This is a genomic window from Phycisphaerales bacterium, from assembly GCA_035627955.1.
In the GTDB taxonomy this organism is placed as follows: domain Bacteria; phylum Planctomycetota; class Phycisphaerae; order Phycisphaerales; family UBA1924; genus JAEYTB01.
Genome location: DASPKU010000012.1, coordinates 261,278 through 275,388, shown reverse-complemented (window position 1 = coordinate 275,388; position 14,111 = coordinate 261,278). Strand labels below are relative to the sequence as shown.

Sequence of the window (14,111 nt, the reverse complement as noted above, 5' to 3'; positions counted from 1 at the left end):
GACAACCAACACGCCCAGCCAGACGCGCCTCAGGCCCCCTCCGCCTTCGCCCCGCCCTCACGCCGGAACACCGCCACGATGTCCTCCACCGGCACCACGAACAGCCGGTTGTCCCCCTCAAAGTCCACGGGGATCGCGTGCTTGGGGTTGAACAGCACCCGGTCGTACTGCGCGATCGGGTAGTCCGGGTCCCGCTCCACCTGCGCCGAGATCGTCACCACCCGCCCGGTCAGCGTCGGGATCTCGATCTTGTCCGGCAGGTGGATGCCGCTCTTGGTCTGCTTCTTGTCCTCGTCCTTGCGGATCAGCACCCGCTTGCCGATCGGCTCAACGACCTCCAGCCCCTTGCCCGTCCGTGTGCTGCGTGGCTCAGTCCCCATTACGACAAGGTTAGGCCGTGGCACGTGGCACCGGGCTACCGCCCGGTGTGCCCCCTTTCGTTACCATCCCCGCTTCCGACTTCCGACTTCCGACTTCCGACTTCCGACTTCCGACTTCCGACTTCCGACTTCCGACTTCCGACATCCGACATTCCCCATGCCCCCACCCACCCTCCTCCTCCTCGGCTCCGGCGAACTCGGCAAGGAGTTCACCATCTCCGCCAAGCGCCTCGGCTGCCGCGTCATCGCCTGCGACAGCTACGCCAACGCACCCGCCATGCAGGTGGCCGATGACTGCGAAGTCCTCAACATGCTCGACGGCGACGCCCTCGAGCAGATCGTCCGCAAGCACAAGCCCGACCACATCGTGCCCGAGATCGAGGCCATCCGCACCGAGCGCCTCATCGACCTCGAGAAGGCCGGCTTCTCCGTCGTCCCTTCCGCCCGCGCGGCCTACCTCACCATGAACCGCGACGCCATCCGCGACGTCGCCGCCAATAAGCTCAAACTCCGCACCGCCCGTTTCGCCTACGCCGAGTCCGCGGAGCAACTCGACGCCGCCATCACCAGCAAGAAGGGCATCGGCCTCCCCTGCGTCGTCAAGCCCGTCATGTCCTCCAGCGGCAAGGGACAGTCCGTCGTCCGCAAGAAGGCCGACATCGCCGCCTCCTGGGACTACGCCGTCGCCGGCATGCGCGGCGACACCAAACGCGTCATCGTCGAAGAGTTCATCGACTTCGACTACGAGATCACCCTGCTCACCATCAGGCAGCGACCCATGGTCGCCGGCAAGAAGCTCGCCCCCAAGGACCGCACGCTCTTCGTCCGCCCCATCGGCCACCGCCAGGAACGCGGCGACTACATGGAATCCTGGATGCCCTGCGACATGGAGCCCGCCGCCGTGCGCAAGGCCCAGAAGATGGCAAAGGCCGTTACCGACGAGATCGCCGGCGAGCACGGCGCCGGCATCTTCGGCGTCGAGTTCTTCGTGAAGGACGACGAGGTCATCTTCAGCGAGCTCTCCCCCCGTCCGCACGACACCGGCATGGTCACGCTCATCTCCCAGGACCTCAGCGAGTTCGACCTCCACGCACGGGCCATCCTCGGCCTACCTATCCCCGAGATCCGCTACGAAAAAGCCGCGGCCAGCGCCGTCATCCTCGCCACCAAAGAGTCAGCCACACCCCCGTCCTACCCCGGCCTCCCCAACGCCCTCGCCATCCCCGGCGTCGACGTCCGCATCTTCGGCAAGCCCACCACCCGCGAGTACCGCCGCATGGGCGTCGCCCTCGCCGTCGCCAAAACGGCAAAGAAGGCCCGCAAACTCGCCACCAAAGCCGCGAGTCTCGTCAAGGTCGAGACCTGACCGGGTACCATCGGCCGCCTGCCTTTCATTTGCCATTTGCTATTTGAGCTTTGAGCTTTCCACTATGACTGACCCCCTCCACCAGCTCCGCGCCCTCATCGCCGATGTCCCCGACTTCCCCAAGCCGGGCATCGTCTTCAAGGACTTCACGCCCCTCCTCGCCGACCCCCGCGGCCTCGCCCTCGCCGTCGAGCTCATGGCCAACCCGTACCGCGGCCTCGGCATCGACCTCGTCGTCGGCGCCGAATCCCGCGGCTTCATTTTCGGCACCGCCATCGCCCAGTCCCTCTCCGCCGGCTTCGTCCCCATCCGCAAGAAATCGAAGCTCCCGCGCGCCGTCCGCGGCGTCGATTACGCCCTCGAGTACGGCACCGACCGCGTCGAAATCCACGCCGACGCCATCACCACCGGCCACAAGGTCCTCGTCGTCGACGACCTCCTCGCCACCGGCGGCACCCTCAAGGCCTGCTGCGAGCTCCTCTCCGGCGCGGGCGCCCGCATCCTGGGCATCACCGTCCTCATGGAGCTCGTCGCCCTCAAAGGCCGCGACCGCGTCACCGAGTTCGGCCAGGTGCACTCGGTGCTCAAGTACTGAGCCGCATACGACGCCGGGACTGAGCCGCTCGGGGCGAAGTCCCGGATTGGCGGCGATTCACCCGCGCGAAGCTCACCTCCGCCTGCGTGCACAGGCAACCAGCCCAACCCCGATCACCCCCAACGCCCCCGGCGCAGGCACCACCCAGATCTGCGCCCCGAAGATCGTCGGGGTTTCGCGGATGCTCCCCACAGGCTCTTGCATCGACGCGTACCAGTAGATCTGACGCTCGCCAGTGGTGAAGTTGAGATTGCCCAGCCCCTGGTGCGGGACCGTCACATCCAGCACCCGCGGGTACGAGGCGGTATCGATCAGCACCCCGAATCGGAACACGCGAACATTCGTCAGGTTCGAGTTGAACGCCGGGTCGCTCGCCACCCGCCCGACATTGCTCCGCTGGCTGAGGTTCACGCCCGATCCGCCAGTGGTGTTGCCGAACCCGCCGTACCAGCTCGTCACCTGTGCCTGTGCGATCCGCAGGTGCGAGCCCGCCGGCGGCTGATTCACCCCGCCGCTGCTCAGGTGCACATGACCGAACAGCCGGCGCGAGAACACGTCCGACGAGGCGGCCCATGGCGATATGCGCCCGTAAGCACCCGGGGCGTCGGCCACCGCTGCGGGCGGTGTCGTCGTGTTACCGCCGAACGGCACCGCGAAAGGAAGAAGCTCGTCCGTCGCGCGCCAGTTGGACAGCGTCGGCTGGATAATCAGGCTGTTGAGACCGATCGCGCCCGTCCCCGTGTACGACACCGTCGCAAGCACCTCGACCGTCCGCTTGCCGGAGTTCGGCGCCAGAAACACGTTGGAGCTGAAGTTCACGCCGTCGGTCGAAACCAGGAGGCTCAGGGAACTCGCCGCCGAAGCGCCTACTGACAGACCCGCCGCGCACGCTAGAAACGCGATCGTCTTCGACATGTCTCTCTCCTCTGCCACGCTTCCGCGCGGCGTCCTGCTCAGGGTTGCCGGAGGCTCCCCTGGTCCGAGCATAACAGTTCAGCCGAGAGTGGGAAGGGCAACTCGCTTACCGGGGAAGCCTGACGCCGGACTGTCACCGCGCCGAATGGGCGTCATCCCGCCGCTGCCACCAGCACCGCGATCCCCTGCTTTCCACGAACTCGCGGCCGCCGCTCGCGCTGCGCTTCTGTTCGGACACGGCGACGGAATCCCCCCGCACCACCAACCCCCGCACCGCGCACCCAAAAACGAAAAACCCCTCCCTGGCTTCCCAGGGAGGGGCGAGTCACGTTCAGATGAGCGGGGCTATCCCCGATTCAGAACTTAGGCCCGGCGGCGACGGCTGACGGCGAGACCGCCGAGGCCGAGGAGCGCCATGGTCGCGGGCGTCGGGATGACCGTGATCGTCGCGTTGTTGATGGTCGGGACCTCGCGGATCGAACCCGCGCTCTCGGTCATGTCCGCGTACCAGTACAGCATGCGGCTGTTGTCCGACTGGCGGTTGCCGATGCCGGCCATCGGGGCCTCGACGGCGAGGACGCGCTCGCCGGCGTTGGTGTCGACGTCAACCGCGAAGCGGAAGACGCGGACGTTGGTCAGGCTGGGGTTGAAGGCCGGGTCGCTGGTGGTGCGCTGAACGTTGGAGCGCTGACTGATGTTCACGCCCGAGCCAGCGGTCGTGTTGCCCGTGCCGCCGAACCAGCTCGTGATCTGAGCCTGGGCGATGCGGAGGTAGGTCTGGCCGCTGCCGTCCGGGTTGTTGTGGACGTGGCCGAAGAGGCGGGAGCTGCTCACGTTCGCGGCGGCAGCCCAGGGGCTGATGCGGCCGTACACGCCGGGGGCGTCAGCGACGGCGCCCGAGGGCACCGTGGTGTTGCCACCGAAGGACGAGGTGAAGGGGACCAGGGCGTCAGTCGCGCGCCAGTTGGACACGGTGGGCTGGAACTGCATGGAGCCCAAGCCGATGGCGGCCGTGCCGGTGTTGGACACGGTGGTCAGGATCTCGACGCGCTGGATGCCCGAGTTGGGGATCAGGTTGACGTTGTTGCTGAAGTCCACGCCGTTGGTGGACACGAGCATCGTCAGAGTCGAGGCGGCGGAGGCCGCGACGGACAGGCCGGCGACGGCGACGAGGGACGCGATCACATTCTTCATGACAATCTCCTCACAGGACGACTAGGGGATAGACCCACAAACGCTTTTCTGAACGAACGACTCGTTCATGACCCACGTGGACACTGCCACAGGTCTGAGGAGGTGCCAGAAAACTGGTGAGTGAATTCTGCCGAAACCTCACCAGCTCTAGGGTTAGCTTGTGCTGGTTCGGATTGAGTTCGGCATGCCGGACCGATAACCACCCCCTGTCTTCGGGGGCTGGGGTGCAAGCAGCTGCAGGCGTGAGCCCTCTCGGGGCCTCGTGGATGGGACGACGCTCCATCTATGAAGATGGCGGCCGCCATTGCGCGGCTCTGGAGTGGGACCGGGGCCTCAGTTCCGCCGGCGGCGGCAGGCCAGCATCCCCCCCGCACCGATAAGTGCGAGGGACGCGGGCGTGGGCACGAAGGAGATGAACCCCTGCGTGACCATGGCCGTGCCCCGGAGGTCGCCGGTTGAGGCGTTCAGATCACCCCACCAGTAGACCTCGCGGTCCCCGGTCGCGATATTGCGGTTGCCGAAGCCACTCAGCGGCGCGTCGATTTCAAGCCGGCGAGCCCAGCCAAGGCTGACACTCGTATCGAGGTCCATGGCCCAGCGGAACACGTTCACGCTGGTGCTGGGGTTGAACGCGGGGTCCGACGCGGTTCGCCCAACGTTGGCGAGCTGAGCGACTGGAATCCCCTGACCCCCGGTGGTGTTCCCCATGGCCCCGACCCAACTGGTCGCGGAACGCTGCGCGATGCGGAGCGTGCGACCGGCGGGCGCGCCGTTGGTGCCATCATGGATGTGGTTGAAGATGGCCTGGCTGGTGACGGTCAGCGCCGTACGCCCGAAGGGGCCGATGCGCCCGTACTGCGTCGACTGACGCAAGGAACTCCACGCGCGTGTTGACGGCCCCCGCGGCAGTTTGAACGAGCAGCCAAACCTGCGACGCCCGCAATCAAACTCGTCATCGGATTCCCGTCGGTGAACTGCGCTGTCGTCTGACAGTTACGAGTGCCCCTAGTACCAACGCGCCCAGGCTTGCTGGAGTCGGGATGGCATTGAATTGAATGACTGCCTGCGATACCACCGCTTGGCCGCGGAGATCACCCGTAGAGGCGTTCATGTCGCCCCACCAGTAAACCTCGCGGTCGCCAATGGCGGAGCCGGGGAACTGGGGGCTGAGGGTGGTGACGCGGTTCCCGAAGCCACTCAATGGAGCGTCAATAATGAGTGCGCGGCTCGAACTGCCGTCCAAAGTGCCAGAATCAAGCAGCATCCCCCACCGGAAGACACTTACTGTTGTGCTTGGATTGAACGCCGGGTCGGTCGCAGTGCGACCGACGTTCGCGAGCTGCGCGACCGGCACACCTTGGCCTCCTGTGGTGTTTCCTGTTGAGCCTATCCAACTCGTGGCTGAGCGTTGTGCGATCCGGAGCGAGCCTCCCGGTGGAGCCCCCGCGTTACCAGTGTGCACGTGATTAAAGAGCGCCTGCGACGTGTTGCTCAGCGCCGTGCGCCCGAATGGGCTGATGCGGCCGTACTGACCGAACGAATCGGGCACCACTCCCGCAGGCGATGAGACATTTGAGCCAAGGCCGCCATTCACATACCCAAAGGCGACATCGCCCGGCTGCCAGCCCATCACGACCGGTTGGAACACGGCGGAGGCGAACCCAGCGGCGGTACCCGGCCCGATATAGGTCATCCTTACGACAACGTCGACCGTCCGCACACCCGTGTTTGATGGGATGTACAGGTGACTGACATAAGGACCGCCGTCCATTGATAAAAGGAACTCGACGCGGGTGTTGACCACACCCAGCGCGGCCGATGCCGACCCAGCGACTCCAATCAATGCCACAAGCGGCGTCTTCATTAGCTTCTTCCTGGGAACAGGGCCCCTCTACCAAAACGAAAAACCCCTCCCCGTGTGAGCGGGGAGGGGTGAGTGTGTGCGTCAGAAGGTCTGACCGTCAGCCGTGATTAGCGGCGGCGACGGGCGACGCAGAGGCCGCCGAGGCCCATGAGCGCCAGCGAGGCCGGGCTGGGGACGACGATGTTGATGAAGCCCTGAGCCACCTGCGCGAGGCCGCGGAGGTCACCCGTGGAGGCGTTCATGTCGCCCCACCAGTAAACCTCGCGGTCGCCGATGGCGGAGCCGGGGAACTGGGCGCTGGTCGCGGTGACGCGGTTGCCGAAGCCGTTCAGCGGAGCGTCAACGGTGAGGGTGCGGACGAAGGCGGCATCCAGCGTCGCGCCGGTGTCGATGTCCATGCCCCAGCGGAACACGTTCACGCTGCTGCCCGGAGCGAAGGCCGGGTCAGAGGCGGTGCGGCCGACGTTGGAGAGCTGAGCGACGTTCACGCCCTGGCCGCCGGTGGTGTTGCCCGTGCCGCCGACCCAGGCGGTCGCGGAGCGCTGCGCGATGCGGAGCGTGCGGCCGGCCGGAGCGCCGAGGTTGCCGTTGTGGATGTGGTTGAAGATGGCCTGGCCGGTGCTCGAGAGAGCGGTGCGGCCGTAGGGGCTGATGCGGCCGTACTGGCCGGGGGCGTCGGCCACCACGCCGGAGGGCGAGGAGACGTTGGAGCCCAGGCCGCCGTTGACGTAGCCGACGGCCGCGTCAGAGGCGACCAGGCCGGACACCGTGGGCTGGAAGACCGCGGAGGCGAAGCCGAGCGCGGTACCGGGCCCGATGTAGGTGAAGCGGGCAACCACCTCGACCCGCTTGACGCCCTGGCCGGCCAGGATGTTCAGGTCGCTGGTGAAGGGGCCGCCGTTGACCGAGGCCAGGAAGCTGACCTGGGTGTTGACGATGTTGGCGGAAGCCGCGACGGACATGCCGGCGACGGCGACGAGGGACGCGATCACACTCTTCATGACAATCTCCTCACTAAGAAAAGAACGGACTGAACTGGTTGAAGTACCCCGAACACGCTGTTTGAACGAACGACTCGTTCTTGACCCGGCGTAGAGGATACCGACCCCGTCTGGCACCGCAAGCCGTTTTTGCCACCCAAAGTGCAACTTTTCTTTCAGCCACGGGTAGACAGTGGAAACACCCCCCGCCTACACGCCTGCCACAGCAGTGCTGAAACGTGCGTAGAGGCCTGAAAAACAGCGGCCTACGCGCGTTCCTTCCCTCCGTTAGGGGCCCCCGGAAACGCCGCCCGTGAAGGTTGTGCAACGCCTTGCAGCAACCTCGAAATTTTTCGCACGCGCGGGTGTGCAGAACGTTGTTTTAGGGGTTGGTTCGTACCGTACGCGGAGGTCCGGTTTTCCCGCAGTTCTTGCGCAGAACGCGATTCCACGCCAGTCGAAGCCAGCGCAGGAAAACGGCCGGGTCGCCCCGGCCGTTCGCGTCGATCGCAGTGGTGCAGAAGCAGGTTTACCGAGGGTCAAGCCCCAGCGCCGCGCGCTTGGCCGCCCACTCCGCCTGCTCGCGCTTGTTCGTGGTGGCGATGTCCGGGGCCGCGCCGCCGCCCGCCGCGCGGATGGCCTCGACCTCGAGCTTGGTCAGCCGCATCGACTCGAGCTCGTAGTCGCGCCACGCCTCCATGGTGATGGGCAGGATTGGCGCCATCAGGTCGTACATCGCCTTGGCGTACTCGCGGATCTCCAGCTGCGCGTGCGCGTCCATCCGCAGCGAGAGGAACCGCAGGATGTTGTGCAGGTCGCACTTCCAGTACCACTCGGTGTACACGTTCACCGGCAGCCCCATGCGGGCCAGCTCGCGCGACACGCCCTTCTCCGTCAGCTCGATGTACTTGCTGTACTGCCGCTCGCACTCGCTGAGGAACGCGAGGAACTCCTGCGCCGTCTGCACCTCGCCCAGGTCCGTGGCGTCGACCTTGAAGGTCTCCTCACCGCCCTGGCGGTTGCTTGCCGACTGCTTCCGCACGGCGTCGATCGTGGGCTTATAGAACCGGTCGGGCACGATCGAGTACCGCGCGGAGTACTCGTTCACGTTGGCCGTGCGGTGGCGGATCCACTGGCGGGCGATGAAGATGGGCATCGCGATGTGGAACTTGAACTCCACCATCTCAAATGGCGTGGTGTGGCGGTGGCGCAGGAGGTAGCGGATGAGGCCGCGGTCCTCGTTTACCTGCTTGGTGCCCTGGCCGTAGGACACCCGCGCCGCCTGCACGATCGCGCTGTCGGCGGTCTTGCCCTGCGGCACCAGGCGCGGCATGGCGTCGATGAGAGCCACGAAGCCGTGGTCGAGCACCTTGGTCTCGATCCGCTGGGCCCCGTCCATGACGTCGACCCACGGCGCCTCGGCCGCGACACGGGTGAAAACAGGCTTGATTTCGGGGTTGCTGGCGTGGGGGTTCATCGCAGCGGTGACGGTAGTGGCCATAGGGGGCGGAGCATACGGGCTATCGACGCCCCCACCCGCAAGCGCCAGCCAACGAAAACGGCCCGCGTGGAGCGGGCCGTGGCGCAAGTCCTGCGTTGTTCAAAGGCTGTCGTTTGCTGTCGGTTGTGGGCCGATCAGCTCCCGCTCTGCACCGGCTTCTTCTCGTCCTTCTTCTCATCGGGCTTGGCGGCGTCCTTGGGCTTCTCCTCGCCCTTGCTGGGCTCCACGGTGGTGTGGACCAGCTTGGTGGTGAGTTCGATGTCCTCAGCGACCTTCTGGCCGACGACCTTGTTGGACACGCCGAAGTCGCTGAGCTTGATCTTGAACTTACAGCTCACGAGCATGAGGTCGCCGGCCGCCTCCCTGGCGGTGGTCTCGTCGCCCTTGCGGAAGGCGATCTTGGCCCCGGGGATGGTCATCTGCTTGGTGATGCCGTGGAGGGTCATGTCACCGACGAGGGTGCACTCGTAGCTGGTGGCGCCGGTCGTCTCGTCGGTCTTCGCCTCGCCGATGTCCTTCACCTCGGAGAGCTTGAAGATGATGTTGGGGAACTTCGCTGCATCCAGCCACCCGGCCTCGGTGAGGTGCTTGTTGCGCATGCGGTTGCCGGTATCGATGCTGGCCACGGGCAGGTGCCACTCGCCGGCCTGGAGCTTGGCGGGGCTGTCCTTGGGGCCGGCGACGGCGTAGCCGACCACGTTGATCGAGTAGCCGTCGATCTGCTCGACCGGCGCGTCCGAGTGCAAAGTGATCTGCCGCTCCTTGGCGGTGATGCAGTAGTAGACGGTGCCCTTCTTCGCTGTTTCAGCGGGGACGGGCAGAGACTTGGGGAACTCCTGCGTGGGGGCGGAGGACTGGCGCGACCGCTCCTGCCGGCGTTCCTGGCCTTTCTCGGCAGGCTGGGCGATGGCGAGACCGGCCGCGGAGAAGAGGGCGAGGGCGGAAACGACAAGGGCGAGAGACTTCATCGGGTGAGACTCCTGTGGGTGAGGCGAAAGGGTATCCAGCCGGCCACCCGGGTCCGGTAACACAAGCAGGGGGTCGCCTCAGCCCTTCTTTGGGCAAACCTTCTTGCCGCGGCAGAACGCCATCAGCCCCAGCAGGATTGCAGGGCCACCCACCATCGCGACGGACATGGCCTCCGGCCCCACACCCGCAGGCAGCAGTCCGAAGCGGAAGGAGTTGTCGATCGGAGCCTGAGCCGGCGCGGCCTCCTCCCCAAACAACCCTGAGAGTGACCCATCCGACTTCTGCATCTGCTCGAAGTTAGGGTTCGGTAGGGCGGTGAAGCCTTTGCGGCCCGTGGCATCCCATAGCATGAACGTGGGCACCAGGATGCCCGCTACAAGGACGAGGACGAACAGGCGGGCGAACATTCTCATGGCTGGGCCTCACAATGGGTGGCTGGGGGTCGCTGGAATGGGAACGCCGGTGACGCGTTCAGCTTTCAGGGTAGAGCCCCCCGCCCCGGCACCCGGGGCATAGGAAGGGAGTCCGGATGAACTGGTTTGGAATCATGCTGGCCGGCTTTCTCGCGGCCCCCTCACTTGCCCAGGAGCAACCCAACACCCACCTCGCCCAGCCCAACCCGGCGGGGCCGGTGCGCCCGGACCAACCCGCGGGCGGGATCCGCACCGCGGCCGACCTGCTCGACCAGCTCGAGAGCGCGGATGAGGACCTCAAGTCGCTCGACGCCGACATCCTCTACGAGCGTGTATTCGGCCTTGAGGGCGACGTGCAGGAGCGGCGCGGCAAGCTGTACTACGTGGACACGAAGGCGCGCACGCCCGACGGCAAGCCGGGCGCGGGGTCGCGGAAGTTCGCGATCCATGTCCAGTGGCTGAAGCTCGGGCGTCAGGAGCCCATGCGGCAGGACCACCTGATGATCTTCGACGGCGAATGGCTAGTGGAGAAGCAGGCGGGCGAGAAGCAGATTGTGAAGCGGCAGATCACCCGCGCGGGGCAGGGCTTTGACCCGCTGAAAGTGGGGGAGGGGCCATTCCCGCTGCCCATCGGCCAGAAACGCCAGGACATCCTCAGCCGCTTCGACGCCGTGCTGCTCAAGCCCACCGAGGGGCTGGTGGCGAACACCCCGGCGATGCAGAAGCAACTGGATAAGTTCGTGGAGGGCACGCACCAGATCAAGCTGACGCCGCGTCAGCACGACCCCAATGCGGAGCTCTCGGAGATCCGGCTGTGGTACCGAGAGGATCCGAAGCTCAAGCGCCTGCTGCCGCGTCTGGCCCGCACAGTGACCCCGCAGGGCGACGTCTCGCTGGTGCAGCTGGTGAACGTAAAGGTGAACCAGCCGGTTGCGTCCGATGTGCTCGACACCCGGACGCCGCAGGGCTGGAAAGAGGACGTGCAGCCGCTGCCGATTCAGGCACCCGCGCCCGCTCAGCCCACAGCACCCGCTACCAACTCGCCGCGTCCCACGACACCCGAACAAGCGGTGCCGGAAAACCGCCGATAAGCGCTGGGCGTACACAGAAGGTGTGCGGGGACCCGCACGGAGTGATCACAGGCAGAGTGCACGGAGGCCGCCGTTGCCCGCACGCAGCTGGATGTTGAATGGACGCGGGCTCACCAGCCTGCTCGTGGTGGTCGCCGGCCTCGCGGCCGGCGTGCCCGCACTCGCCCAACCCGAGCCCAAGCGTGAGCCGGTTGAGGTTGCACCTGACCCCGAGCCCACGGAGCAGACGAAAGGCGAGCAGCCGGAGGTTCGCCCTGATCAGCCCGAGCCAGCGCTCAAACCCATGGAGCCGCCCCCGCTGGCTGAGGCGGTGACCACGCTGCTCGATCAGGCGTACCTCTCCGAGGCCGAGCGCGCCGCGCTCCGCATCAAGCACGGCCTGTGGGAGGAGTCGGACCTCACCACCCCCGCGCTCCGCGCCAAGGCCGCGCTCACCCGCGGCAACTTCATGGATTCGGTCTTCGATGACGCCAGCGTGCCGGTCGAGGACCGCGCCGAAGCCCGCTGGCGCCGCGGCGAGCCGGAAGCGGCGCTGGAGCTGCTCAAGGGCGCAAAGACGATCCGGGCCGCGCGATTGAGCGCTGAGGCGTTGTACGACCTTGGCCGGCCCGCCGACGCCGCGACCGCCGCCGAGGCGATCACGAAGGACCTGTCAAAGGTCACCGACGTCGACGAGCTCGTGGAGGGCGTGCGTGCCCGCATGCTGCTGGCCCGCATCATCGGCGCGAGCCGCTCGGGCGCCGAGTTCCAGCAGATGAACACGCTGCTGACCCACGCCCGCGACGACCTCGACCGGCTCTCGTGGCGCGCCCCGCTCGCCGAGGCCGTGCTGCTCGAGGACAAGAACAACTACCCCGACATGGGCGCGGCCCTGTTGCAGGCCCTCTCTCACAACCCGCGCAGTGCCGAGGCGTGGTACCTCGCCGGACGCGCGGCCGTTAACGGCATGGACTTCCCTCGCGCCGAGACCACCGCGCTGCGCCTGGACGAGCTCTCGAGCCCCGAGCCCTCGCCGTATGCGGCCATCGTGCGTGCACTGGTGCAGCTGCGACAGCAGGAGGGCGAGGCGGCGGAGAAGGCGCTCGCGCCCGCACTGGCGCGCTACCCGAATCACCGCGAACTACGGGCGGTGCACGCCGCCGCGGCCGCGGGACGGTTCGACTTCGCGGAGGCACAGAAGCGGCTGGACGCGTTCGACCAGCTTGCGCCGGGGTCGCCGGTGGCGTACCTGGCTGTGGGCAAGGCGATGGCAGGGGCCCGGCAGTACGAGGAAGCGGCGAACTACCTGCGCGAAGCGGTGAAGCGTGCCCCCAAGTGGCCCGAGCCTGTGATCGAGCTCGGCCTCTCGGAGATGCAGTCGGGCAACAACATGGCGGCGCTGGATGCCCTGCGCACCGCCACGCAGCTCGACGGTTTCAACGTGCGGGCCGAGAACAGCTTCAAGCTGCTCAAGGAGCTCAGCAACTACGCCCAGATCGAGAGCGAGCACTTCATCGTCCGCTGCAAGCGCGGCGTGGACGAGGTCGTCGCTCACGAGATGCTCCCGCAGCTGGAGAAGATCTTTCAGCGCGTGACCGGCAACGAGCCGGGCGGCATCGACCACAAGCCCGCGGGCAAGACCGTGGTCGAGCTCTACCCCAACCACCGCTGGTTCGGCGTGCGCATTACTGGCATCCCGCAGCTGCACACCATTGCCGCGGCCACCGGGCCGGTGATCGCGATGGAGGCCCCGCGCGAGGGCCCGGGGCACCTGGGGGCGTACGACTGGGCCCGCGTTGTGCAGCACGAGTACACGCACACAGTGACGCTCAGCCGCACGAAGAACCGCCTGCCGCACTGGTTCACGGAGGCCGGCGCGGTGTACCTGGAGGACTCACCCCGCGACACGCACACCGTGGAGCTGCTCGCACGCGCCTACCGCACGAACTCGCTCTTTGACTTCGACACGATCAACATCATGTTCGCGCGCCCCAAGAAGCCGACCGATCGCTCGCAGGCGTACGCGCAAGGCGCATGGATGTACGAGTTCATCATCGAGCGGTTTGGCGCGAGCAAGCCGCTGGAGCTGATGGACCTCTACGCCCAGGGCGTACGCGAGGAGGCCGCGTTCCGGCAGGTGCTGGGCATCGGACGCGCGGAGTTCCTCACGCAGTTCAAGGCGTACGCGCGGGACCAGCTCATCAGCTGGGGCATGCTGCCGACGGAGAACACGCCCGACATCAACCAGCTGCTCAAGCAAGAGGCCGCGGCCCCCGAGGAGGACTCGCCCGCCGGCGCTCCGCGGGAGCCCAGCCCCGAGCTGCTCGAGCAGTGGCTCGCGAAGCACCCGAGCAACCCGTTCGTGCTCGCGGCCGTGGTGAAGAGCCGCGCGCAGCAGCAGAGCGGGCGCATCCAGGCCAAAGACGTCGAAGTGGTGGAGCGCTACGCGCTGGCCCGCCCGCTTGACGTGCTGCCCCACAAGCTGCTCGCCGACTTCTACCTGTCCGGCGGCGGCGCGGAGCTGCAGCGCGGCCCCGAGCACGCCATCGAGCACCTGGAGTACCTCGACGCCCGCGAGCAGAAGTCCGCGGCGTACGCCATCGAGCTCGCCCGCCAGTACAGCACGGCCGGCGACCTGGAGAAGGCAGCGCGGAAGGCGGAGCGGGCCACGCAGATCAATCCCTATGACGCCCACACCCGGGAGTTCGCCGCCACCACGGCTCTTCGCCGCCAGGACTACGCGACGGCCGAACGGCACATCAAGGCCCTCGTGGCGCTGGAGCCTGACCGGCCCGTGCACCAGCAGCGGCTGGAGGCGGTGGGAAAGCTCAGGGCGGGAGCGCCGTGATGGCGGGGGGGTTCTG

13 protein-coding genes are annotated in these 14,111 nt (G+C 66.9%); 4 read left to right on the top strand and 9 right to left on the bottom strand.

What is annotated here, in order from left to right:
* Positions 1–29: 29 nt before the first annotated feature.
* A complete protein-coding gene (locus tag VD997_10965) occupies positions 30–380 on the bottom strand; it encodes a co-chaperone GroES (GenBank protein ID HYE62503.1) in 351 nt (116 codons plus the stop codon).
* A 157-nt stretch (positions 381–537) separates the two neighbouring features.
* Here VD997_10965 and purT point away from each other — a divergent pair, with 157 nt between their 5' ends.
* Together purT and VD997_10955 are read left to right on the top strand one after the other, a co-directional pair.
* Positions 538–1,746: a formate-dependent phosphoribosylglycinamide formyltransferase gene (gene purT, locus VD997_10960; protein ID HYE62502.1), complete on the top strand. Its 1,209-nt coding sequence runs from the start codon at positions 538–540 to the stop codon at positions 1,744–1,746.
* Positions 1,747–1,810: 64 nt separating this feature from the next.
* Positions 1,811–2,341, top strand: coding sequence for an adenine phosphoribosyltransferase (locus tag VD997_10955; protein HYE62501.1), 531 nt, complete (start codon positions 1,811–1,813; stop codon positions 2,339–2,341).
* 72 nt (positions 2,342–2,413) lie between these two features.
* Here VD997_10955 and VD997_10950 read toward each other — a convergent pair whose 3' ends face one another.
* The 8 genes from VD997_10950 to VD997_10915 all read right to left on the bottom strand — a co-directional run bounded on the left by VD997_10950 (position 2,414) and on the right by VD997_10915 (position 10,177).
* Positions 2,414–3,256 (bottom strand): hypothetical protein, encoded by an 843-nt coding sequence (locus VD997_10950; GenBank protein HYE62500.1) that lies wholly within the window; start codon positions 3,254–3,256, stop codon positions 2,414–2,416.
* Between the two features lie 363 nt (positions 3,257–3,619).
* Positions 3,620–4,450, bottom strand: a complete 831-nt coding sequence (locus VD997_10945) for a PEP-CTERM sorting domain-containing protein (GenBank protein HYE62499.1) — start codon at positions 4,448–4,450, stop codon at positions 3,620–3,622.
* 333 nt (positions 4,451–4,783) lie between these two features.
* Complete coding sequence (locus VD997_10940; protein HYE62498.1) at positions 4,784–5,323, bottom strand: hypothetical protein; 540 nt, start codon at positions 5,321–5,323, stop codon at positions 4,784–4,786.
* 79 nt (positions 5,324–5,402) lie between these two features.
* A complete protein-coding gene (locus tag VD997_10935) occupies positions 5,403–6,314 on the bottom strand; it encodes a hypothetical protein (protein HYE62497.1) in 912 nt (303 codons plus the stop codon).
* 107 nt (positions 6,315–6,421) lie between these two features.
* A complete protein-coding gene (locus VD997_10930; GenBank protein ID HYE62496.1) occupies positions 6,422–7,315 on the bottom strand; it encodes a hypothetical protein in 894 nt (297 codons plus the stop codon).
* A gap of 508 nt (positions 7,316–7,823) precedes the next feature.
* Entirely contained in the window at positions 7,824–8,795 is a 972-nt protein-coding gene (gene thyX, locus VD997_10925) for an FAD-dependent thymidylate synthase (protein HYE62495.1), read from the bottom strand.
* Positions 8,796–8,929: 134 nt separating this feature from the next.
* Positions 8,930–9,763, bottom strand: coding sequence for a YceI family protein (locus VD997_10920; protein ID HYE62494.1), 834 nt, complete (start codon positions 9,761–9,763; stop codon positions 8,930–8,932).
* A 78-nt stretch (positions 9,764–9,841) separates the two neighbouring features.
* On the bottom strand, positions 9,842–10,177 hold the full coding sequence (locus VD997_10915) for a hypothetical protein (protein ID HYE62493.1): 336 nt from the start codon (positions 10,175–10,177) through the stop codon (positions 9,842–9,844).
* Positions 10,178–10,293: 116 nt separating this feature from the next.
* Here VD997_10915 and VD997_10910 point away from each other — a divergent pair, with 116 nt between their 5' ends.
* Positions 10,294–11,268 (top strand): outer membrane lipoprotein carrier protein LolA, encoded by a 975-nt coding sequence (locus VD997_10910; GenBank protein HYE62492.1) that lies wholly within the window; start codon positions 10,294–10,296, stop codon positions 11,266–11,268.
* Between the two features lie 73 nt (positions 11,269–11,341).
* Positions 11,342–14,095: a tetratricopeptide repeat protein gene (locus tag VD997_10905; GenBank protein HYE62491.1), complete on the top strand. Its 2,754-nt coding sequence runs from the start codon at positions 11,342–11,344 to the stop codon at positions 14,093–14,095.
* The last annotated feature ends 16 nt before the right edge of the window (positions 14,096–14,111 follow it).